Annotated in this window: 20 protein-coding genes; 6 read left to right on the forward strand and 14 right to left on the reverse strand. The window is 43.1% G+C overall.

Annotated features, from left to right (window positions below; genetic code table 11):
* Nucleotides 1-41: 41 nt before the first annotated feature.
* Together I595_RS09460 and I595_RS09465 are read left to right on the forward strand one after the other, a co-directional pair.
* Entirely contained in the window at nucleotides 42-1,172 is a 1,131-nt protein-coding gene (locus I595_RS09460) for a serine hydrolase domain-containing protein (RefSeq protein ID WP_083467559.1), read from the forward strand.
* A 9-nt stretch (nucleotides 1,173-1,181) separates the two neighbouring features.
* The gene (locus I595_RS09465) at nucleotides 1,182-2,273 is read left to right on the forward strand and encodes a serine hydrolase domain-containing protein (protein WP_054559191.1); all 1,092 of its coding nucleotides are present in this window, start codon (nucleotides 1,182-1,184) and stop codon (nucleotides 2,271-2,273) included.
* On the opposite strand, the gene I595_RS09470 is transcribed toward I595_RS09465, so the two are convergent.
* The 13 genes from I595_RS09470 to recR all read right to left on the reverse strand — a co-directional run bounded on the left by I595_RS09470 (nucleotide 2,266) and on the right by recR (nucleotide 12,920).
* Nucleotides 2,266-3,990 (reverse strand): amidase family protein, encoded by a 1,725-nt coding sequence (locus I595_RS09470; RefSeq protein WP_083467560.1) that lies wholly within the window; start codon nucleotides 3,988-3,990, stop codon nucleotides 2,266-2,268. The genes I595_RS09465 and I595_RS09470 overlap by 8 nt on opposite strands.
* Nucleotides 3,991-4,063: 73 nt before the next feature.
* Nucleotides 4,064-4,930 (reverse strand): DUF2911 domain-containing protein, encoded by an 867-nt coding sequence (locus tag I595_RS09475; protein WP_054559192.1) that lies wholly within the window; start codon nucleotides 4,928-4,930, stop codon nucleotides 4,064-4,066.
* A 5-nt stretch (nucleotides 4,931-4,935) separates the two neighbouring features.
* Nucleotides 4,936-5,892 (reverse strand): signal recognition particle-docking protein FtsY, encoded by a 957-nt coding sequence (gene ftsY, locus I595_RS09480; protein WP_054559193.1) that lies wholly within the window; start codon nucleotides 5,890-5,892, stop codon nucleotides 4,936-4,938.
* Nucleotides 5,893-5,995: 103 nt separating this feature from the next.
* Entirely contained in the window at nucleotides 5,996-6,148 is a 153-nt protein-coding gene (locus tag I595_RS17140; protein ID WP_083467561.1) for a DUF4295 domain-containing protein, read from the reverse strand.
* Between the two features lie 32 nt (nucleotides 6,149-6,180).
* Nucleotides 6,181-6,363, reverse strand: coding sequence for a 50S ribosomal protein L33 (gene rpmG / locus I595_RS09485; protein WP_054559194.1), 183 nt, complete (start codon nucleotides 6,361-6,363; stop codon nucleotides 6,181-6,183).
* A 15-nt stretch (nucleotides 6,364-6,378) separates the two neighbouring features.
* Complete coding sequence (gene rpmB, locus I595_RS09490; protein ID WP_054559195.1) at nucleotides 6,379-6,615, reverse strand: 50S ribosomal protein L28; 237 nt, start codon at nucleotides 6,613-6,615, stop codon at nucleotides 6,379-6,381.
* A 72-nt stretch (nucleotides 6,616-6,687) separates the two neighbouring features.
* Nucleotides 6,688-7,935 (reverse strand): competence/damage-inducible protein A, encoded by a 1,248-nt coding sequence (locus I595_RS09495; protein ID WP_054559196.1) that lies wholly within the window; start codon nucleotides 7,933-7,935, stop codon nucleotides 6,688-6,690.
* A gap of 63 nt (nucleotides 7,936-7,998) precedes the next feature.
* Entirely contained in the window at nucleotides 7,999-8,337 is a 339-nt protein-coding gene (locus I595_RS09500; RefSeq protein WP_054559197.1) for an Hpt domain-containing protein, read from the reverse strand.
* The gene (locus tag I595_RS09505) at nucleotides 8,337-8,948 is read right to left on the reverse strand and encodes a fumarylacetoacetate hydrolase family protein (RefSeq protein ID WP_054559198.1); all 612 of its coding nucleotides are present in this window, start codon (nucleotides 8,946-8,948) and stop codon (nucleotides 8,337-8,339) included. Before I595_RS09505 ends, I595_RS09500 begins: the two co-directional genes overlap by 1 nt.
* Before the next feature lie 21 nt (nucleotides 8,949-8,969).
* Nucleotides 8,970-9,881 carry a carboxypeptidase-like regulatory domain-containing protein gene (locus I595_RS09510; RefSeq protein ID WP_054559199.1) on the reverse strand — a complete coding sequence of 304 codons (912 nt, stop codon included), beginning with the start codon at nucleotides 9,879-9,881 and terminating at the stop codon, nucleotides 8,970-8,972.
* Nucleotides 9,878-10,654 carry a 3'-5' exonuclease gene (locus I595_RS09515; protein WP_054559200.1) on the reverse strand — a complete coding sequence of 259 codons (777 nt, stop codon included), beginning with the start codon at nucleotides 10,652-10,654 and terminating at the stop codon, nucleotides 9,878-9,880. Before I595_RS09515 ends, I595_RS09510 begins: the two co-directional genes overlap by 4 nt.
* A gap of 174 nt (nucleotides 10,655-10,828) precedes the next feature.
* Nucleotides 10,829-12,217, reverse strand: a complete 1,389-nt coding sequence (locus tag I595_RS09520; RefSeq protein WP_054559201.1) for a dihydrolipoamide acetyltransferase family protein — start codon at nucleotides 12,215-12,217, stop codon at nucleotides 10,829-10,831.
* Nucleotides 12,218-12,299: 82 nt separating this feature from the next.
* Nucleotides 12,300-12,920, reverse strand: coding sequence for a recombination mediator RecR (gene recR / locus I595_RS09525; protein WP_054559202.1), 621 nt, complete (start codon nucleotides 12,918-12,920; stop codon nucleotides 12,300-12,302).
* A 79-nt stretch (nucleotides 12,921-12,999) separates the two neighbouring features.
* Here recR and I595_RS09530 point away from each other — a divergent pair, with 79 nt between their 5' ends.
* The 4 genes from I595_RS09530 (at nucleotide 13,000) to I595_RS09545 (ending at nucleotide 17,698) form a co-directional block, all read left to right on the forward strand.
* The gene (locus tag I595_RS09530; protein ID WP_054559203.1) at nucleotides 13,000-14,484 is read left to right on the forward strand and encodes a sodium:solute symporter; all 1,485 of its coding nucleotides are present in this window, start codon (nucleotides 13,000-13,002) and stop codon (nucleotides 14,482-14,484) included.
* Nucleotide 14,485: 1 nt separating this feature from the next.
* Nucleotides 14,486-15,367 carry an alpha/beta hydrolase gene (locus I595_RS09535; RefSeq protein WP_054559438.1) on the forward strand — a complete coding sequence of 294 codons (882 nt, stop codon included), beginning with the start codon at nucleotides 14,486-14,488 and terminating at the stop codon, nucleotides 15,365-15,367.
* The gene (locus tag I595_RS09540; RefSeq protein ID WP_054559204.1) at nucleotides 15,364-16,005 is read left to right on the forward strand and encodes a GDSL-type esterase/lipase family protein; all 642 of its coding nucleotides are present in this window, start codon (nucleotides 15,364-15,366) and stop codon (nucleotides 16,003-16,005) included. Before I595_RS09535 ends, I595_RS09540 begins: the two co-directional genes overlap by 4 nt.
* A gap of 85 nt (nucleotides 16,006-16,090) precedes the next feature.
* Nucleotides 16,091-17,698, forward strand: a complete 1,608-nt coding sequence (locus I595_RS09545) for a family 20 glycosylhydrolase (protein ID WP_245628262.1) — start codon at nucleotides 16,091-16,093, stop codon at nucleotides 17,696-17,698.
* Nucleotides 17,699-18,070: 372 nt separating this feature from the next.
* On the opposite strand, the gene I595_RS09550 is transcribed toward I595_RS09545, so the two are convergent.
* Nucleotides 18,071-21,463 (reverse strand): amidohydrolase family protein, encoded by a 3,393-nt coding sequence (locus tag I595_RS09550; RefSeq protein ID WP_054559205.1) that lies wholly within the window; start codon nucleotides 21,461-21,463, stop codon nucleotides 18,071-18,073.
* Between the last annotated feature and the right edge of the window lie 65 nt (nucleotides 21,464-21,528).

Here is a 21,528-nt window from a genome sequence, read left to right on the forward strand (position 1 = left end):
ACCATTCATAGTCAAACAAGTCTAACGTTAAAGCCAGTTTTATGAACCGAATTTTGCTACCATGGCTATGTACTGTTGGTTTTATATTGTTTTCATGCAGTACCCAAGATTCAGGTACAACTCCGGAGTCAAATCCCGATTTTGACGATACTGAGGAAATTGCTGAGGAGGAAATGCAAAACGAACTTTATTTTCCACCTACAGGAACTGAAGACTGGGAAACCATTGCCCCCGAAACCTTGGGTTGGAATTTGGAAAACATGGAGCCACTTCTGGAATTTCTAGAAGAAAAGGACACCAAGGCCTTTATTATCCTAAAAGATGGGAAAATCGCAATGGAAAACTACTTTGGCACCACTACGGCCAATAGCAATCAAACCTGGAATTCAGCAGGAAAAACCCTCATTTCCATGACTATAGGAATTGCTCAAGCAGAGCTTTTTCTATCGATCACTGAACCCAGTTCCACTTACCTGGGGAATGGCTGGTCTACCCTATCGCCAGCACAGGAAAACGCTATTAGCATACGTAACCACCTAACGATGACCACAGGGTTGGACTATACCGTGGAAAACAATTTCTGTACCGATAGGGAATGTTTTGATTATCTAAACAGCCCTGGAGACTTTTGGTTTTACCATCAAGGGGCGTTTACGCTGCTAGAAAACATAATTACCAATGCCGTGGGAACGGATTTTGAAACCTATTTCAACGAAAAAATAAAAGAAAAGATTGGCATGCAGGGTTCATTTGTAAAATTGGGATTTAGCAATTTTTACTTCAGCAACGCAAGAAGTATGGCTAAATATGGCCTTTTACATTTGTCAAAGGGCATTTGGGACGGCGTTCCGATATTGTCAGATACCAATTACTTTGATGAAATGACCACTAGTTCGCAACCACTAAATCCATCATACGGTTACCTGTATTGGTTAAATGGTAAGGACACCTACAGAATTCCGGACTCTGAAGCATTGTATCCCGGTAAATTAATTCCAAGTGCCCCCAATGATATGTATGCTGGGTTGGGAGGCAATGATCAAAAACTTTATATCGTTCCAAGTTTGAACATGGTAATTGTTAGAATGGGAAACGATGCAAGTGATACTAATCTAGGTCCATCAAGTTTTGATGATGAACTCTGGCAAAGAATAAACTTATTAATTCAATAAACCCTAATTATGAAAACCTACGATGCCATACTGTTTTGCTTTCTATTTTTTTGTCTAGGTTGTTCATCAGAAACAGATGATAACCAAAACCCAGAGGAAGAACAAACTGAAACTAACCTTTATTTTCCACCAAACGAATCTGCTGAATGGGAAAATAGCAGTCCCGCTTCCTTGGGATGGGACGGTTCCCAAGAAGAAAATCTTAGGGAGTTTTTAGACCAAAATGACACCAAGGCTTTTATCATCTTAAAAGATGGAAAAATCGCCGTGGAGTGGTACTTTGATGACCACACCCAAAACACAAGTTGGTATTGGGCCTCTGCCGGTAAAACCTTGACGGCCTTTACCGTGGGTTTGGCGCAAGAGGAAAATCTCTTGGATATTGATGACAGCACATCGAGCTATTTAGACGCGGGTTGGACCTCCCTAAGCCCGGAAAAAGAAGATTTAATTACCATAAAGCACCAACTGAACATGACAACGGGCATGGATGACACGCAGGGCGATTGTAAAGACCCGGAATGTCTTACCTATGTTGCCGATGCCGGAACCAGATGGTCTTACCATAATGCTCCATATACGTTGTTACAGGATGTGGTTGCCAACGCAGCCTCCCAAGAATGGTCTGCCTTTTTTAACACCAATCTACGGGACAGGATTGGAATGGACGGTTTTTGGTTCTCTACAAACGATTTAAATAACGTCTTTTTCTCAACGGCCCGTAGTATGGCCAGATTTGGTCTACTTAACCTAAACGGAGGTATTTGGAACGGTAATACCATCTTGGCGGATACAGATTACTTTAGGGATATGAAGACTACCTCGCAGGAGCTTAACCCTTCTTACGGCTATTTATGGTGGTTAAACGGAAAAGATGGTTACCGTTTACCACAGACCCAAATCCCTTTTAACGGCTCCATGATTCCCAATGCCCCAAACGACATGTATTCTGGCTTGGGCAAAAACGACCAAAAATTATACGTATGCCCAGGTGACGGTATTGTCATCGTACGTATGGGCAACGATTCCGGTGAAGGATTGGCTGCAGCCTCCAGTTTTGATAATCAATTATGGGAATATATAAACGCTTACATTAATTAAGATAAGCCTCTGGCAGCCTTCTAGCTTGTGTCAGGGCCTCAAAGGCCGCACCCATTTCATAGAGTTTGCCCTCCTGGTACTGCTTGGCAATAAAAGTAAGACCTACAGGCTCTCCGCTGGGCCGGTAACCCATAGGTATGGTAAGTGCGGGATATTCAGCTACAGCGGCGGCTCCCGCATCATAATTGTTAATGGACAAAACAGCATCCAACTGGTATTGGTTAAAAGCGCTGTTAAAGTAAGATCTTCCATTTTTTTGTAGCCTATTTTTAATCGATACCAACTCGGTTGCCGTTGTGGAGTCATTCAAAATACCTTGAAACCTAACCTGTCCATACGGGATACGAACTAAACTATCCGCCAGATTAAAAGCAACTAAATCCTCTATATCGGTTACTTGCACCCCATCTTTATTCTTTACATGTTCCTCCAAATATTGTGGAAGATCGTTTTTCATGTCGATATTTAAAATAGATAAAAAGCCATTAAAATCCACTTCTGGTGGTTCAAAAGTGATAATGATACCTCCAGCGTCCCTAATCTGTTCGATAGTTGCCTTATAAAGGCTATCATTTTCCATATAATTTTTAAAAGCCCCAAAGCGCTTCCCTTTTAGCGATGCCGCATCGGAAAGGTACCATTGCCCTTCCCAATTGGCCTGAACGGATTTTGTATCCTTTTCGTCAAAACCACGCATGGCATCCAATAAAATACCATTATCAATTACGTTTTTGGTCATGGGCCCGGGAGTATCCAAGGTGCTGGAAATTGGCACAATACCCGTCCGGCTCAATAGCCCTATGGTAGGCTTCATACCCACTATGGAATTCTGGCTGGATGGGGATAAAATAGAACCTGATGTCTCTGTACCAACAGCGGCAACTGCATAATTGGCGGCAACGGAAGTTCCGCTGCCCGCACTGGAGCCACCAGTATCAAACAAGCGCCTGCCATAAGGATTCAAGGTTTGGCCACCAACAGCACTTTGTCCATTGGGACAGTCGCATAAAAAATTCGCCCACTCACTCAGGTTTACCTTCCCTAGGATTAAAGCTCCCTTTTCCCTTAACCGTTCTACGATGAAGGCATCATCAGTTTCATTTTCCAATAGCGCCACCGCTCCGGCAGTAGTATTCATGGGTGCGGCACCAATGTTGTCCTTCAATAAAATGGGCATTCCATAAATGGGATGTTTTTCCGTTGCATTGGCATCCAACCCACGAGCCTCTTCCAAGATGTTTGGGTTCAGTGCTATAATGGTGTTCAAGGTGGTTTCATTAGGCAGCTCAAAACTGTAGATACGATACAAGTAAAACAACACCAGTTGTTCATAGGTAAAGGCTCCAGCCGTAATATGCTCTTGAATGGTAGGAATGTCCTGTTCCAATACCAAAGGTTTCATTCTATGGTAAGCCTCCTCTGGGAATTGGGCAACTTCGCTGTATAATGGTCTAAAAACATTGTTCTTATCTAGAACCTTGGACTGTATGAATGTATAACGCATTCTTGGCTTTTCATGTGCAGCGTTGGCTGCCACTTCCAGGGAATCGTTATATGGCACCCATAACGGTTTTATTTGTTTGGATTCAGCATTTGGCAGCTGCGATTCCGAGTTGACGTTGGAATCTTTGGTTGGCCCGTCCATTTTACAGGAGGAGCTCAAGGAAATCAACACCGCAAGGAGACTATATGCCAAGAAACTAAAAACGTTTTTCATAAGCTTTCTTTTAGTACGCATTAAAAATACTATTTTCTGCCTGTCATGGCTTACCAAGGTCACTTTACCGTACCTACTTTTTAGGTAACAACCCCTGCCATCTAGAGATATTTTGTTGGTTCATTCGTACAAATTCGTCTTTTTTTAAGCTATTGGCAAGTTCCAGGGATTTTTGGGCAGATTGGATAGCATCCGCATAGTTGCCCAAATCTGCCTCTAGCAAGCTTTTTACCCGATGAAAATAGTAGGTATCTCCACCCAGTTCCAAAGCTTTCCGCAAATAAGTCAAGGCCTGCCTTAAATCCATTCCCTGTTCTTGGAGGTAGCGTCCGGCTTCATAATAGGTCTGTGCCGTTGGGTGGGCTGCAAGCTGTTTTGCTATCTCCATTTCCATTGCTGCACGGGTATCCACTGTAATGGGAATAGTGATTTTTGTGCGCTCCCACACTAAATTTAAATTGGCGCTGTTATGGGTAATGGAGTCGAAGGCAATTAAAAAAGTTTCCTGGTGGTAAGGCAGCTTTTCCGCTTCTATGCTCACGCGAAAGGCGTCCTCCGCAGGGGAATATTCTGTCCTACCATCACCCCAATGACCCGTATTGGTATGGAAGGCTATTTCCCATTCTTTCTCTTGCGGGAAGGCATAGAGTGCGTAGGTGCCCTTGGGGAGGACATGACCCAATACCATAATATCCGTAGCCATCGTAATTTTAGTACTTTCATTAGCCCCAACGCGCCATATACGCCCGTACGGCACCAATGCGCCCATTACCTTTCTACCTTTGGCAGACGGTCTAGAATAGTCTATTTTAATTTTGGAAAGCCCTATTTCCTGGACTACTTGTGAGGATGGGCTCGCTTTTGGATGTACGATTTGGGCAATGGAAGGAGTTGTGAGAAACCAAAAAATACTCCAGACAACCCCTTTGTTGACATTCATTTGATTTAAAGCTTAAAAAAGGAATCCACAAATTCATATTTATTAAATACCTGCAGGTCATCAATTCCCTCACCTACGCCGATATATTTGACAGGTATCCGAAACTGGTCCGAAATTCCGATGACCACCCCGCCTTTGGCCGTGCCATCCAATTTTGTGACCGCTAGGGAGGTTACATCCGTAGCCTTGGTAAATTGTTTGGCCTGTTCAAAAGCGTTCTGGCCAGTACTGCCGTCCAACACCAATAAGACGTCATGAGGGGCATCTGCAACCACCTTCTGCATTACCCGCTTTACTTTGGCAAGCTCGTTCATTAAGTTCACCTTATTATGTAACCTGCCAGCCGTATCAATAAGCACCACATCCGCATCATCTGCAACGGCAAAGTTTAAGGTATCAAAAGCCACGGATGCCGGGTCACTTCCCATTTTTTGTTTTATAATAGGTACATCTACCCTTTCTGCCCAAACCTGTAACTGATCTATGGCAGCGGCCCTAAAGGTGTCACCTGCCCCTAGCACCACTTTAAGCCCCTTGCTTTTAAATTGTTTGGCAAGCTTACCTATGGTAGTCGTTTTTCCCACACCGTTTACCCCTACAACCATAATAACATAGGGTTTTTTTCCCGTAGGGATGGATATTTCCCGATCTTCTCCCAAATGGGTTTCTGAAAGTAGCCCCGCAATCTCCTCCCGAAGGATTTGATTGAGTTCATCTGTTCCCAAATATTTGTCCTTGGCAACCCGGGCTTCAATACGATCAATGATTTTTAGCGTTGTATCCACGCCCACATCACAGCTGACCAAGACTTCTTCTAGGTTATCTAAAACCTCATCATCCACCTTGGATTTCCCGGCAACGGCCTTACTTAATTTACCAAAAAATGTAGATTTGGATTTTTCCAGACCTTTATCCAAGGTCTCTTTTTTATCTTTTGAGAATATTCTTTTAAAAACACTCATGTGATTTACGTGTTAGTATCCAAAGATAGGAAAGTCAGTTTAGTTACTTCCATAAAAAAAGCCGCTTTCCAGCGGCTTTCCTATATCTGATAAATAGATGTAATTACTTTTTGGATAACCAATCGTTTACCAATTCTGGCGACATTACCTGCTCTACAAAGGTATATGCCCCAGTCTTTGGGGATTTTACCATCTTAATGGCTTTGGTCAATCTTTTAGAACTTCCTTGGAGGGTTGCTACGGTCTTTTTTGCCATGGCTTATTTTTTTGCTTTCGTCTGGGCGAAAATTATTTGATTTCTTTATGAACGGTCATACGCTTAAGGATGGGATTGAATTTCTTGATTTCCAACCTGTCCGGCGTATTCTTTTTGTTTTTTGTGGTAATATACCTTGAAGTTCCTGGCATACCAGAGGTCTTATGCTCTGTACACTCTAATATTACCTGAACCCTATTGCCTTTCTTTGCCATTTTCTACAAATTCTATTATTTCACAAAACCTTTGGCTTTGGCATCTTTCAACGCCTCAGAGATTCCTTTTTTGTTGATTACCTTAATCCCTTTGGACGATACATTAAGGGTAACCCACTTGTCTTCCTCAGGAATGTAAAATTTCTTTTTGGAAATGTTTACATCGAATCTGCGCTTCGTTTTGTTGATGGAGAAGGACACGTTGTTTCCAAACATTACCTTTTTTCCTGTAATTTCACATACTTTGGACATCTCTCTACCTTTTGAGTGATTTTATTGAGGCTGCAAATTTAGTTATTTCTATTAGACGCACAAAAATAACCATCAAAATTTTAGAATTTCTTTTTGTAGCAGTTCAAATGCCTTGTTGACCGACTTTTGTACAATGCGCTCCCGGTGATTTCCCATCACAAATTGTTGCGCAAAGCTACCTGATGGCGTGCATACGCCTATATACACCGTGCCAACGGGGGTATCTGCATCTCCCTTGCTTGGACCGGCGTTTCCCGTAGTTGCGATAGCAAAATCAGTGTCCAATAAAATTCTTACCCGTTCTGCCATCGCAATGGCCACAGCTTCACTCACCACGCTATGTTTCTCAATTAAAGCTACAGGAATGCCCAACACTTTAATTTTGGTTTCCGTAGCATAGGCAACCATGGAACCTTTAAAATATTTGGAAGCACCGGGTAATGCGGTTATCTGTTGTGCGATCTTACCTCCCGTAAAACTTTCGGCCGTGGCCAAAGTTTGTTTTTTATCAATCAACAACTTGGCGATTTGGGCTTCAATGCTTTCGTCTCCTTCTTCCCCATAAATTATTTCCCCTATTAACGGATACAACTTTTTTACCTCATTATTGATTCTTCTTTGAAGATCATTTTTATCCCTTCCCTTCGCAGAAAGCCTCAATCGTACCCTTCCTAAACTGGGCAAATAGGCCAGTTTAATATCCTGTGGCAAGGCGTTTTCCCAAACCTCTATACGCTCCGCTATGGCACTTTCACCCAACCCGTATGTCATTATGGTCTTATGGATAATGTAGGGGCGTTCAAATTTTTCAATAATTTTAGGAATGACGTGGTGCTGCATTAACGCCTTCATCTCAAACGGGACCCCGGGAAGGGAAATAAAGACCGTTCCCGCTTTTTCCATCCACATGCCTGGGGCAGTTCCAAAATCGTTCTTTAGTATGGTTGCCTTAGTGGGAACCAAGGCCTGTTGGCGATTCATATCTGAGATAGGGGTGGAAATGTACTTTTTAAAGAGCATTTCAATATGCGCCAAAACCATAGGGTCTTGTTGAAGGGTATCCCCAAAATAGGTACATAAGGTATGCTTGGTAACATCATCTTTGGTAGGTCCAAGTCCGCCAGTAATAATTACCACTTGCGATCTTCGATTTGCATCTTCCAATGCCTGTAAAATATGGGTGGCCTCATCTTGTACCGAGGTGATCTGATACACGGATACGCCGTTTTTGTTCAATATTTTGGAAATAAAGGCAGAATTGGTATCTACTATCTGGCCAATAAGAATTTCATCTCCAATGGTTATTATCTCTGCTTGCATTTAAGGCGTTTACGGTTGGGCCATCGTTGGGCTAAAAAAGTGAGTAATGGAATTTGAAGGAGCTTAAAGCGAAAAGTCTTTACGTAATTCAGAAATCACTTGTTGGATATCTGTTTTCAACAGGGGAAAACGCACCTCTATTTCTTTAAAATTGCCTTTAGATTTTCCCAATGTCTCAATTTCCAGGGCATTGGCCCTAGTTTGCTCCATTCCCAAAAGATCTACATTGGGTTTGATTTTGTGAGCCATTTTATAGGCCTGGTCATAATCCTTCGCAGCAATAGCTTCTTCCAAAGACTTGAGGTCTTCTGGCACTTCCTCTAAAAAAACGGATACCACGGAGACGATAAAATCTTCGTCTCCCTCAGCCATTTCCTTTATTTTATCAAGATTGTAGATCATTATTTTATGTGCACGGAAAAGTTTTGTTCGCCTTCTAATTTACCCTCAAGGTAGTCATTTGTAATTACTCTTCCAACTCCTGCAGGCGTACCCGTAAACAAAATATCCCCCTTTTTAAGAGTAAAGAAGGTTGAAACGTAAGAAATTAGCTCGTCTATCTTCCACAGCATGAGGCTAGTACGTGCATTCTGGACAATTTCCCCATTCTTTAACAAGGAAAACCCCAAATCATTCAAATCTGTATACCTTTCCTTGGATTCCCACCTACCGATAACGGCAGCGCCATCAAAACCTTTTGCTTTTTCCCACGGTAGTCCCTTCGCTTTTAGTTTGGATTGCAAATCCCTTGCCGTAAAGTCTATCCCCAAACCAATTTCATCATAATATTTATGCGCAAATTCCTTCGCTATGTGTTTCCCTACTTTTTTAATTTTTACGAGTACCTCAACCTCATAGTGCACATCATCCGTAAACTCCGGAATATAAAAATCTTGCTCCTTAGGTAAAACGGCAGAATCTGGCTTTATAAAAACCACAGGTTCTGTGGGCCTTTCGTTATCCAACTCACTAATATGGTCGGCATAGTTTCTGCCAATACAAATCAATTTCATTTACTTTCTGTTTTTTTATCATCAATGTTCTGTGATTTTCACGGAAACGGCTGGGATAAGGTGTTGACCCTGAATTTTAGACCTAACCTCAAAATCTTGCCATTGGCCCATTCCGTATACCATCACCTTTAAATTGGAGTTTTTGGAATACACCCCTCCAAAGGTTGGTGCAAACCGATCCTCTAATTTGCTTTTCTGGGTCACTTGGTCCTTTTCACTTTTGGGATACCAATTGTAAGGCACAAACAACCATTCCAAACCCACAAACATTCCTTGTCTAGGTATTTGAAGTTGAAGCCCTGTCAAATCTATCGTGGTATACGATTGCCCCTTTACAGCTTCCAAGACCAAACTTTTTTGTATTAAATCTTTAGAAGGTTTTTTTGTTGTTGCATCCACTCCAAAAAAACGCAGCCTAAACTTTGCCCTATCCCTTTTGAAATAGGGATTATCCCTAAAAAAAATATTGACTTTTTCCACCTTTTTTTTACTCGCTCCTATGTTGGGGAAGTAAAGGGCAACTATCCATGGTGTAGAGGAGGAATTAAAACCACTGCTGATCCCTCTGCTCAAAATTGGGTTCAAAACTTTTGAGGCACCATAATCTTTGCTAATGACCACCTCGTTTAATTCAAAAACATCTTCTGTCATAAGCAGACGCCTTACCTTGTAAAGCTGGGCTGCGTTAACTATGGTGTCCTTGTAACCAAGGGAAGATATGTGAATTTCACCCTCTAGTAAAGATTTGGAAATTTCAATGGAAAACTCCCCTGTTTCACCGGTGGAAGTACCTTTAAGCGTACCTAAAAAACTCAGGTTTACATAGGGTAATGGGACTTTGGTTTTTGCATCCAGCACTGTACCCTCAAAATCAACATTCTGTGCAGATCCGGCAGACGCCAATAGGAAAAACAGTAACGGAACTAGTTTCAAGATAACTTGTTGTTAAGTTTGCTCAATTTAAGCTGTGTCAACACTTTTTTGGTGTATAAGGGAAAATCTGCATTTAAAATCCATCCAAAATAACCAGGTTCTTTTTCCATGACCTCATCTACCGTTTTACCCTTATGTTTCCCAAAGGCAAAGATAGGCTCCCCTTCCTTGTTGACCCCAATAAAGCCAGCAAAATCCAATGATTGTTTTCTTGTGGTAAACTCAGCGAGTTTTTTAACGTTGTTCTCCAGCTCTGGATACCTATCCAATTGTGACAACAGCACCTCATAAGTGGCCATGGTATCTGCTTCTGCACTATGGGCATCTTCCAAGTTTTTATCACAATAAAACTTGTAGGCGGCCCCAAGGGTGCGCTTCTCCATCTTATGAAAAATAGTCTGGACGTCTACGGAGACCATATGCTTCATGTCAAAATCCACATCGGCTCGCAACATTTCCTCGGCTAACAAGGGAATATCAAATCGGTCAGAATTAAAGCCTGCTAAATCACTATCCTTAATCATTCCATAAATCTCCTTGGACAGCTCTTTAAACGTTGGTTCATTGGCCACGCGTTCATCAGAAATTCCATGAACGGCCACCACTTCTTTGGGAATGGGCATTTCTGGATTTACCAACCAAGTTTTGCTCTCTTTATTTCCATTGGGGAATATCTTTAAAATAGAAATTTCCACAATCCTGTCTTTGGCCACATTGGTACCGGTTGTTTCCAAATCAAAAAAACAAATGGGCTTGGTGAGTTGTAAATTCATGAAACAGCAATTAGGTATTTATGACAATATTAGGGTATAACAAAACAAAACTTACTGTTTGCTATCGGCATACACCAGAGGCAATCTCATCAAGTAAGCTTTCCCAAACAATAGTATAGTTCTTTAACTATGGGGTAAAAGTAGAAAAGTAAAGCGTAAAAGTTCCTTAAACCGTTAGATTTCTCTATTCATGTCCCATTCTTCTAAATACTGTGCTATGGTTTTAATGAACATTCCCCCTAACGCACCATTGACCACCCTATGGTCATAACTGTGGGAAAGAAACATTTTACTGCGAACCCCAATAAAATCACCTTCCGGAGTTTCTATGACCGCGGGCATTTTCCGGATAGCCCCCAAAGCCAAGATACCAACTTGTGGTTGGTTAATGATTGGGGTCCCAAATACACTTCCAAAGGTGCCCACATTGGTCACGGTATATGTACCATCCTTAATTTCATCTGGTTTTAAGGCATTGTTTCTTGCCCTAGTGGCCAAATCGTTAACCGCTTTGGCCATGCCCACCATATTCAATTGGTCGGCATTTTTAATTACGGGAACTATTAAATTCCCGTCAGGCAATGCAGCGGCCATACCAATGTTGATATTCTTCTTTTTGATGACCTTATCCCCCTGCAGGGAAATATTAATCATCGGATGCTTTTTTAATGCCACCGCAACGGCTTCCAAAAAAATAGGGGTAAAGGTCAGTTTTTCCCCTTCACGGGACTCAAAAGATTGCTTTATCTTATTGCGCCAATTGACCAAATTGGTAACATCTACCTCAATAAAGCTTTGCACGTGTGCAGAGGTAGAGACACTTTCTATCATATGATGGGCAATAAGTTTGCCCATTCTTGACAATGGAATTACCTCATCTCCTTGGGCTACCGAAAGGTTGACAGGATTCTGCTGTGGTTCCTTCTTGGGTTCCATCGGTTTTTCCGTTAGCACACTTGTATCCGAGGCGGTACCTGCAACTTGTTTTGGGACCTCGGGAACTTTAGCTTTCTCCTGTTGGGTATCCATTTTGCTGGCAACGTAGCCTAAAATATCATTTTTGGTTACCCTACCTTCATTTCCAGTACCAGGTATGGTGTCCAACTCTTCCAAGCTTATTCCTTCTTTTTGTGCAATATTCTTCACCAAAGGGGAATAAAAGCGTTTTGCTTCTGAAAACTCTTGTTTTAGGCCAGTAGTGCGCTCTCTTACAGCGGCTACTTCCTTTTCCAAAACGGCCACTGCCGGTGCCGCCTCGGCTTCCGTAATGTTTTCTACAGCATTATCTGCGCTATCTGATTGGGAAGTATCAGTGGTTTCCCCTTCTATCTCAATCACTGCGACTACCTCCCCTACCTTAATAACGTCATCAACTTGAAATCGTCTTTCAACCAACGTACCTTCTACCTCACTCGGAACCTCTGAATCTACCTTATCGGTGGCAATTTCAAATACGGCCTCGTCCAAATCTATGGTATCTCCAACCTCCTTTAACCAAGTTGTCAGCGTCGCTTCTGCAACGCTTTCTCCCATTTGCGGTAATTTTAATTCAAACTTTGACATATTCTTAATTAACGTGTCTTTTGTAGGTAATATTTTGCAAAAATACTATAAAAATGAGCGTATCGTTAAATTTAACGCAACTTTAGTTTGCCTTCATGGAGTTCTCAAATGGAACCCTGTTTAAAATACTGCGACCTAAAGTAATTTCATCCGCATATTCCAATTCGTCACCAACGGATATCCCCCTTGCTATGGTAGAGGTAACGATATCCAAACCATCTAATTGTTTGTAGATGTAGAAATTGGTGGTATCGCCCTCCATCGTGGAGCTAAGCGCAAAAATTAGCTCCCGCACCTTTCCGTCCTTTACTTTTTGCACCAAGGCGCCAATATTCAAATCTTGTGGCCCTACCCCATCCATTGGCGAAATTTTACCTCCGAGCACATGGTACAAGCCTTGATATTGTGAGGTGTTTTCTATGGCCATTACATCCCGGATGTCCTCCACCACACAAATCAGACCTTCATCACGTTTTGGGTTGGCACAGATTTCGCAGACGGTACTGTCCGAAATATTAAAACAGCTTTTACAATAGGCAATCTCTGTCCTTAACTTTATCAGCGCGTCTGCAAGTGCCACGGTTTGCTGCTCTGGTTGTTTTAACAGGTGTAGTGCCAAGCGCAGCGCCGTGCGCTTTCCAATACCTGGAAGTTGTGATATTTCATAAACTGCGTTCGCCAAAAGTTTTGAAGCATATTCCATAGTACCATTTAACCCCGTAAAATTACAATTTTCATTTCATCAATCATCTTCTTTGTATCTTTCCGTTTAAAATTGGAACATGACCGCCACGCAGATTTTACTATTGATTGTAGGCTATTTTTTAGTATTGCTGCTGATTTCCTATTTAACGGGCAAAAACGACTCCAATGTGGATTTTTTTAAAGCTGGAAAGCAGTCTCCATGGTACCTCGTTGCCTTTGGCATGGTTGGGGCCTCCCTTTCCGGGGTTACCTTTATATCAGTGCCCGGTTGGGTAGAGGATTCCAAATTTGCCTACTTTCAGGTGGTGCTTGGCTATTTGGTAGGGTATTTTGTAGTGGCTTTTGTATTGTTGCCCATTTACTACAAACTCAACCTTACCTCTATTTACGAGTATTTGCGGTCTAGGTTTGGAACAGTAAGCCATAAAACTGGGGCCTTTTTCTTTTTTGTCTCCCGGGTGTTGGGCGCTGCCTTCCGTTTGTATTTAGTGGCCATTGTATTGCAACAATTTGTGTTTGATGCTTTTGGTATCCCTTTTGAAATTACGGTAATCATTTCCATTGCCCTAATCTGGGTATATACCAACCGCGGGGGAATCAAAACCATTGTTTGGACAGACACCCTACAAACTGCTTTTATGATTGCGGCGGTAATCTTATCCATCATTCTTATCAACCAAGAATTGGATTGGAGCTTCTCGGAGTTTTTAGCTTCGGACGCACTAAAAGAATACAGTACCGTTTTTTATACCGATGATTTCCTTGCCAGAAACCATTTTATAAAATCCTTTGTGGGCGGCATGTTTGTTACCATTTGTATGACGGGCCTTGACCAAGATATGATGCAAAAAAACCTGACTTGCAAAAACCTAAGGGACGCTCAAAAAAATATGGTTTCCTTCAGTTTTGTGCTGGTCGTCGTCACCTTATTGTTTATGCTGCTTGGAGCCCTACTCTTTATGTACGCCAAAAAGAACGATATCAACATTCCATTGATGGATGGCCAGACCAAAACCGACCTTCTGTTCCCAGAAATTGCCCTTAACAGCGGTTTGGGACTTGGGCTTTCCGTTACCTTTATGTTGGGGCTTATTGCAGCTGCGTACAGCAGTGCGGATAGTGCCTTAACCTCCCTTACCACATCCTTTTGTGTAGATTTCCTCAATCTGGAAAAAAGAGAGGCCAAAGCTCAAAAACGCATTAGAAAACAGACCCATATTTGGATGAGCATTGCCTTGGTACTTGTAATCATTGCCTTTAAATATATCCTTAACAGTAATGTAATAGACAGTTTATTGACCGTGGCGGGCTACACTTACGGTCCGTTATTGGGTCTTTTTGCCTTTGGCATCTTTACCAAGCATCAAATCCATGATAAGTGGGTTTGGTTGGTGAGCGTATTGTCCGTCATCACCATTGCCCTTATTGCGGGTGTAGACAAAGCGTATTTGGGCGGTTATGTACTGGGGTATGAACTACTGCCTTTAAATGGGCTTCTGACCTTTTTTGGACTATGGTTAATTAAAAGAAGAGCACCGAATGTGGAAACCGAAACTACCTAAGATGAAGCTATTTTTCACCTTAATTCTATGCGTGTGCTCTGCTGTCCTAGCGTCGCAACAAGTGATAGAACTGCCCCATGAACCCATAGAGGGCGTAACTTGGATACATAAGGAAAAAAGCTACTACTCAGACATTTGGCAAACCGATGTGGTCACCAATGTCTCTAATCCAAGCATGCAGGTTTTCCAACCAGAAGCCTCCATCCGCACGGGTACGGCAGTGATTATTGCCCCTGGTGGCGCACTTTATGCCCACAGTATCAATAGTGAAGGAAATTGGGTGGCAGAATGGTTGGTAAAAAAAGGCATTACGGCATTTGTTTTAAAGTATCGTTTGGTTCCGACGGGCAAGGACGGTGTAGCGGAAATTTCCAAGATTTGGGCAGAACATCCAGAAAAGATGGAAGCCCAGGTAGCCAAAATACTTCCTTTTTCTGTGCAGGACGGGCTAAATGCCGTGGCTCATGTTCGAGAAAATGCCGACTTATATGATATACAACCAGATAAAATAGGATTTATGGGATTCTCGGCCGGCGGCGCGGTTACCATGGGGGTGTCTTACCGTTATAACGCCACTAACAGACCGGATTTTATAGTCCCTATTTATACCTGGACTAGCGCCCTTCCAGTACAACCCATTAAATCCAACGCCCCTCCTGCTTTAATTATCTGCGCCACGGATGACCCCTTGGGGCTTGCCAAGGGCAGTATCGCTATTTACAATTCCTATCTTAAGATGGAGAAAACCGTGGGGTTACATATGTATGCCAAAGGTGGACATGGTTTTGGAATGCGAAAGCAAAACCTGCCCGCCGATAGCTGGATAGAACGCTTTTATGAGTGGGCCGTGGCCGAATCATTGATTAAAACGTCTCTAAAATGAAAAATTACCTCTTCCTTTTTTTATTCGGATTTATAACTTGTGGTACAGCCCAAAGTCCTTTTCAGGAAGAAGTGGAGGCCCTAGTCGCAAAAAACGATTCGTTATGGGATGCAAACAGGGAAACCATTTTGTTTACCGGAAGTAGTAGCATCCGTTTTTGGAAAGATCTCCAGCAACGCTTTCCCCAGCACCAAATCCTGAATTCCGGTTTTGGTGGCTCCCAAACCCATGACTTACTATATCACCTAGAACCGCTGGTCTTAAAATATCGGCCTAAAAAAGTTTTTATTTATGAAGGGGATAATGACATAGCCGCCATGAAAAGACCCAAAGAAATCATTGCCACAGGGCAAAAGGTCATCACCAATATCCATACCCTGTTACCAGATACGCAAATTGTATGGATTTCTGCCAAACCCAGTATTGCCAGATGGAAATGGAAAAGGCGCTACAAAAGATTGAATCGTAAATTTCAGAAACTAGCGTCCAAAAACCCAAAGCTACAGTTTGCAGATGTTTGGAACGTCATGCTAGAAGGGAGACGGGTGCGTAGGGATATTTTTATTGAGGATGGCCTACACATGAATAGTAAGGGCTACCAACTATGGTACCAACAGATAAAACCATTTATCCCTTAGACTGGAGAGCCATTTTTTGGAATCATAAGATTCATTAGTAAAGTTTAGAACGTTTAATTTTTAGAATATCCAAAATTACCAACCCATGACACGAGGATTAACCTGGACCAAAGGCAGCATGGCCACAACCCTAATTTTGTTTTTTCTTACTGCTTGTCAGCACCCCAAGCCTGAGCTCCAATTACCCAAAACAGATTTGGCCAAAGCGCCAATAATCCCCATTCCCAAAAAGATAACACCCACCCACTCCGCGTTTGCACTAGACCAATACACTGGTATTTACACCTCATCCACTGAAAGTGGTATAGAGGGCGTGGCCAACTATTTGTCAGAAAAGATTTCTGAAAAAACAGGACTTCGCTTGGCAGTGAATGATACCCAAGAAGAAACCTTGGAACGTATGATTTTCATCAACCAAAGTGATGAACTGGCGGTAGACTCACCAGAAGGCTACCAACTTTATATTTCAAAGGATACCATAATCCTAAACGCCAAGACCAACGAGGGTGCTTTTAGGGGCGTACAAACCTTACGCCAGGTTATTCCTGAAAAAAGTAATGATACCCTGAACGCACAACCTATTTGGCCCGTACCCACAGGAAAGATTTTGGATGAACCTAATTTTAAATACCGTGGCATTATGTTGGACGTGGCGCGGCATTTCTTTAGTGTAGAGGAGGTGAAAAAATTTATTGATGTTTTAGCGTATTACAAAATTAACACACTTCACCTTCATCTAACGGACGACCAAGGATGGCGCATTGAAATTAAATCCTGGCCAAAACTTACCGAGGTTGGCGGTAAAACAGAGGTAGGTGGTGGAGCTAGCGGTTTTTACACACAAGCAGATTATACCACTCTGGTGCAATATGCCGCGAAGCACCATATGACCATAGTACCAGAGGTTGATATGCCCGGACATACCAATACCGCTTCCCTATCTTATCCTATTTTAAATGGAAACGGAAAGCCCCTTAAACCCTATACTGGCACCAGGGTAGGCTTTAGCACCTTTGACACCGGAAAAGATACCGTTTATAGCTTTATTGATGATGTGGTCCGTGAAATCTCAGCGCTTACTCCCGGCCCGTATTTCCATATTGGTGGTGACGAAAGCCTTGTTACCAAGAAAAAGGACTACAATTACTTTGTGGAGCGGGTTGAAAAAATTGTTCAAAAACATGGCAAGCGAATGATAGGTTGGGATGAGGTGGCCAATGCAAGGGTTGACTCCACATCCATTGCCCAGTTCTGGTCAAGCACCAAAAATGCAAAAACCGCCACGATAAAAGGGATGCAAATAATCATGTCACCTGCAAAAAAGGCCTATTTGGATATGAAATACGATTCACTATCCAAGCATGGGCTTACTTGGGCCGCTTACATTCCCGTGGACACTGCCTACCGTTGGTCGCCAGAGTATTATGAAGGAATTGACCCGTCTTCCATTTTAGGTATTGAGGCCCCTTTGTGGTCAGAAACCATAAGCAATTCCGCAGAACTGGAATATTTGGCCTTTCCCAGGGCCATTGGGTACTCGGAGTTGGGCTGGTCTGCCCAGGAAGTTAGGAATTGGGACGGGTATAAGGCCAGGCTTGCCAAACAAGCTCCTTTTCTGGAACGGATGAAGGTCAACTACTACCCATCAGCGTTAATTCCATGGGATACAACTACTATCATTGAAAAAGACTAGTCTAATTGGTTTTTTTAAATTGAAAGCCCGGTAGAATTTTCATGTCTTTGGATTACAGAATTGGATTCAAGGGATGCTTAGTCCAAATTTAGGTTGTCCTCCTTTCCACACCGTTTTGCTTCCGCTGTTTGGCCTTTTTCTAATCCATTATAATAATGAAAGGATAGGACCTAAAGGTATTGCCCCCTTTATCCATATGACTGTCTGCTCCCAATCTTCTATTGCGATAAGCGACTTTATTGTTATACGTTTATTTCAAATATACCTTTGCAGTTTATTCCTTATGATTTGCAAGCTAGGCTTGAAACAAACAAATTAAACAAATCGTCCACTTAGCTCATATAAACCGCACACCATAATTGGACAACCTCACTACTTTATCCCTGGCAAACCCTCTGGTTTTTTGGTCTGCCATCTAAATTCACCGGCCTCTTTCTGCTCTGGCCAAATCTCGTTTAGGGTATCGGCCTCGTAAATCTTTCCGTTCTTGATCACATGGCTAAGGGTATTGGTGTTTCTGAGATCTTCTAAGGGATTTTTGTCCAAAACTAGGATATCTGCCACTTTGCCGGCTTCCAAGCTCCCTAAGTCACCATCCAGTCCAATGGCCTCTGCCCCAATGATGGTGGCAATGCGCAGGGCATCATGGGGCTCCATTCCAGCACTTGCCACGCTCCAAAGCTCCCAATGAAAACCAAGGCCTTGCAATTGCCCATGGCTACCAATGCCTGCGATACCATTGGCCTCTACCAACGCTTTCATAAAGGCAGCGTGTTTTTTAAAAACATGCTCTTCCTCCATAAACCAGCCCGGCCTTCTTCTTGACTTTCTAGCCAAATCACTATAGGGGGTAAAGTGCTGCAATTTTTCATCTCCCCAAACATCTTCCCGTGAATAATAGTAATTTTCTGCCCAAGGCCCTCCGTAGGATACCAATAATGTGGGGGTTACCGCCATTTGTGATGTGGCCACGGCGTGTAGCACATCCTTATAAATAGGGTAAATGGGAAAAGAATGTTCATGCCCGGGATAGCCGTCCAGCAATTGGGTCATGTTTAATTTAAAGTCAAGGCCACCTTCTGTGGTCGGCATCAATTTTAGCTCCTTGCATGCTTCAATGACCCATTGCCGCTGTTGGCGATTGCCCACTAAGTACATTTTTATGGTTTTGGTATCAAAATAATTACTGTACTGTTTAAGCACCTCTTTGGTCTGCTCAAGACTGGTAAGTTGGTAGAACCAAAAGCCCAACCCAGGACCGGTGCTATAGATTCTAGGGCCTTTTAACTGCCCAGATTCCACCATATCCGAATAGGTGAGCACGTCCGTGGTTCCCGTCTGTGGATCTCTGGTGGTGGTAACTCCGTAGGCCAAGTTTGCCGTATAAGACCACACTTGATTTTTATGGATGCCCCAAGCGGGCCGCATATGGGCATGGGTATCCACAAAGCCTGGAATAATGGTCTTACCGCTGACATCAATTACCTTTGTTTCCTTTGATACCAGTATGCTGCCAGAAATGCCCAATTGTTTAATGCGGTTATTGTGTATCCAAATATCCCCTTTTTCAATAATTTCCTTACCTGCCATGGTAATCAACCGTGCCCCTTTGAGCAATACATCCCCTTTGGGAATATCCTTTAGGTAAGGTACTTTTATGGCTAGTTCTGTGGCCCTAAAGGCATTTTCGTTATCCTTTATATCTTTCTCTTTTTTTGTTTTTGTGGAATCTGGTTGTTCCTTTTCTTTTTCCACTGCCTTTTCCTTACTTTTTGCAGCGGCCAGACTATCCCTGAATTTTTGACCCGCTTCCAAATCGTAACTGAAATAGCTTGCCCCCAATGACCAGTGAATCTGCTTGCCATTTGAAGACCAAACCGGAAACTCCCCACCCATGATTGTTAGTTTAACCGCTGGAAAAGCCGCTTTTTCCGCCTTTGCCAGTGAGATGGTAGGGGTTTGTCCATACTTGGGAATGATTACTTGATAAATGTCATTATTGATTTTGGCCAAGGCCGATGTTCCGTCCGGGGCTATGCGTATCTCTTCGGGTTCTGAGGAGGAATCGTTGGGCTCTTCATTGCCTTTTGGGCTTGATAGGATGTCATGACCCCCAAAGGCATCATGAAAAATATCTTGGGAGCCAAAGGTAACAATGCCCTTTAGCTTTAGGTGCTCTTTTTGGTCAGAGCCGTCCCAACGGATGGAAAGCAAGCCCCTATCAGCTTCAAAAAGGTAGATTCTGTCATCTACTTTTGTAAAATGGGGTCGTGTCCTCCCCTTGGCCTTATCAATGAACTGTACGGGTCCGCCATTGGCATTTACCCATACCAAATCCTCGGCCGTACGGCCAGATAACGGTCCCACTAAATCTTGGAATACCTGGGCACTACCGCGAAGAAAGGCAATACGGTCTTTTTGGTAAGACCATTCCGGATAGGTATAAATTCCCTTGGACTCCGTTAATTTTGTGATGCGCTGCGCTCCGGTAACATTCACTTTGTATACATGGCCACCATCGGTCTCCCAAGTCGTAAATACAATCTGCTTTCCATCTGGTGACCATGAGGGGTGCGCTTCTATAAAATTGTTTTTGGTGAGTCTTTTGGGCGTGCCGTTGGGGTAATCCATTACGTAAAGACGGTTTAATGCGGTAAAAGCCAATTTGGAACCATCAGGAGATGGTTTGGCATTTCTTATCTGGGTGGCAAAGGCTTCCGGTGCATCGGTAATAGGGTATTTAAAGGCCAAACGAGGCCCCAAATCAAGATTTACATCTACAGAAAATGGAATTTCCGTGGCTACCTTCTCCGCAACGGATATGCGGTGTATTTTACCCCCGTAGGATACAATGAGCTCTTTGCTGTCCGGGGTAAAGGCCATGGCGGGCAATACCCCCAAAGGCGCAATGGACTCTTGTTCGTCCCGCTGCACGGGGTACGCCAACCAAGCTTCATCTCCCGTAATTAGGTTTCTTAGCACTAAGCCCGTTTCGGCCTCATAACGGGTGCCGTACACCAGCCACTTACCGTCCGGCGATAAGGTTGGGGTAAATGCAGACCCATATTTTGAGGTAATAGTGGCCAAGTCCGCATCCTCCATATCGTAGGTGGCAATTTGGTATTGGGGCAACTGGGCATTATAGTTCCAAGCACCGTTTCGCTGTGAGAAGTAAAGCAGCTTTCCGTCCGCGGAGAAAGCAGGGTCTATTAACTTAATATTCTTGGGTTCAATAACCAGCTGACTGCCAGAGCCACCGTCCTTGTGATAGATGTGGGGTTTGATGCTGCGCCTTCCTTTTACCCCAACGATATAATTGCCATCTGGTGTCCAGGCCGCGGAAAAGAAATTGTGTTTTTTGTCTTCGGTAATCTGCTTTTCCTCCATGGTGCCCAAATTCATCGTCCAAATATTATCAGACCCGCTCTTGTCAGAAATGTAAACCAATGATTTCCCATCCGGACTAAACCTGGGATGCACCTCATAGGCCATCCCTGAGGTTAAGGCTGTCGCCTTTCCGCCGGTTAAGGGCAAGGTGTACAAATCGCCCATCAAATCAAAAACAATGGTCTGGCCATCAGGACTCACATCCAATGAGATCCAAGTACCTTCCTCAGTAGTATACTGTAGGTTTCTTTCTGGCTCTAATGGCAGTTCCTTGGTGGCTTTTTTGATGGTATCTTGGGTAGCCTTTTGCGCATGGGCAGTGCACACACATACTAGTAAACAGCACAGCGCACGTAAAACTTGGATAGCAACTTTCATAGGGAGTGTTTGATTTTGGTTTTGCCTGTAAGGTAACCAAAACTACCCGAAAATTGGACGGTAAA

Source organism: Croceitalea dokdonensis DOKDO 023 (assembly GCF_001306415.1).
Taxonomy (GTDB): domain Bacteria; phylum Bacteroidota; class Bacteroidia; order Flavobacteriales; family Flavobacteriaceae; genus Croceitalea; species Croceitalea dokdonensis.

Excerpts from the sequence above, each read along its gene's own strand:
- rpmG (WP_054559194.1), bottom strand. The coding sequence starts at position 6,363 with ATGGCAAAGAAAGGCAATAGGGTTCAGGTAATATTAGAGTGTACAGAG.
- I595_RS09475 (WP_054559192.1), bottom strand. The coding sequence starts at position 4,930 with ATGAATGTCAACAAAGGGGTTGTCTGGAGTATTTTTTGGTTTCTCACA.
- I595_RS09550 (WP_054559205.1), bottom strand. The coding sequence starts at position 21,463 with ATGAAAGTTGCTATCCAAGTTTTACGTGCGCTGTGCTGTTTACTAGTA.
- I595_RS09495 (WP_054559196.1), bottom strand. The coding sequence starts at position 7,935 with ATGCAAGCAGAGATAATAACCATTGGAGATGAAATTCTTATTGGCCAG.
- ftsY (WP_054559193.1), bottom strand. The coding sequence starts at position 5,892 with ATGAGTGTTTTTAAAAGAATATTCTCAAAAGATAAAAAAGAGACCTTG.
- I595_RS09535 (WP_054559438.1), top strand. The coding sequence starts at position 14,486 with ATGAAGCTATTTTTCACCTTAATTCTATGCGTGTGCTCTGCTGTCCTA.
- rpmB (WP_054559195.1), bottom strand. The coding sequence starts at position 6,615 with ATGTCCAAAGTATGTGAAATTACAGGAAAAAAGGTAATGTTTGGAAAC.
- I595_RS09540 (WP_054559204.1), top strand. The coding sequence starts at position 15,364 with ATGAAAAATTACCTCTTCCTTTTTTTATTCGGATTTATAACTTGTGGT.
- I595_RS17140 (WP_083467561.1), bottom strand. The coding sequence starts at position 6,148 with ATGGCAAAAAAGACCGTAGCAACCCTCCAAGGAAGTTCTAAAAGATTG.
- I595_RS09505 (WP_054559198.1), bottom strand. The coding sequence starts at position 8,948 with ATGAAATTGATTTGTATTGGCAGAAACTATGCCGACCATATTAGTGAG.
- I595_RS09500 (WP_054559197.1), bottom strand. The coding sequence starts at position 8,337 with ATGATCTACAATCTTGATAAAATAAAGGAAATGGCTGAGGGAGACGAA.
- I595_RS09530 (WP_054559203.1), top strand. The coding sequence starts at position 13,000 with ATGACCGCCACGCAGATTTTACTATTGATTGTAGGCTATTTTTTAGTA.
- I595_RS09515 (WP_054559200.1), bottom strand. The coding sequence starts at position 10,654 with ATGAATTTACAACTCACCAAGCCCATTTGTTTTTTTGATTTGGAAACA.
- I595_RS09520 (WP_054559201.1), bottom strand. The coding sequence starts at position 12,217 with ATGTCAAAGTTTGAATTAAAATTACCGCAAATGGGAGAAAGCGTTGCA.
- recR (WP_054559202.1), bottom strand. The coding sequence starts at position 12,920 with ATGGAATATGCTTCAAAACTTTTGGCGAACGCAGTTTATGAAATATCA.
- I595_RS09470 (WP_083467560.1), bottom strand. The coding sequence starts at position 3,990 with ATGAAAAACGTTTTTAGTTTCTTGGCATATAGTCTCCTTGCGGTGTTG.
- I595_RS09465 (WP_054559191.1), top strand. The coding sequence starts at position 1,182 with ATGAAAACCTACGATGCCATACTGTTTTGCTTTCTATTTTTTTGTCTA.
- I595_RS09545 (WP_245628262.1), top strand. The coding sequence starts at position 16,091 with ATGACACGAGGATTAACCTGGACCAAAGGCAGCATGGCCACAACCCTA.
- I595_RS09460 (WP_083467559.1), top strand. The coding sequence starts at position 42 with ATGAACCGAATTTTGCTACCATGGCTATGTACTGTTGGTTTTATATTG.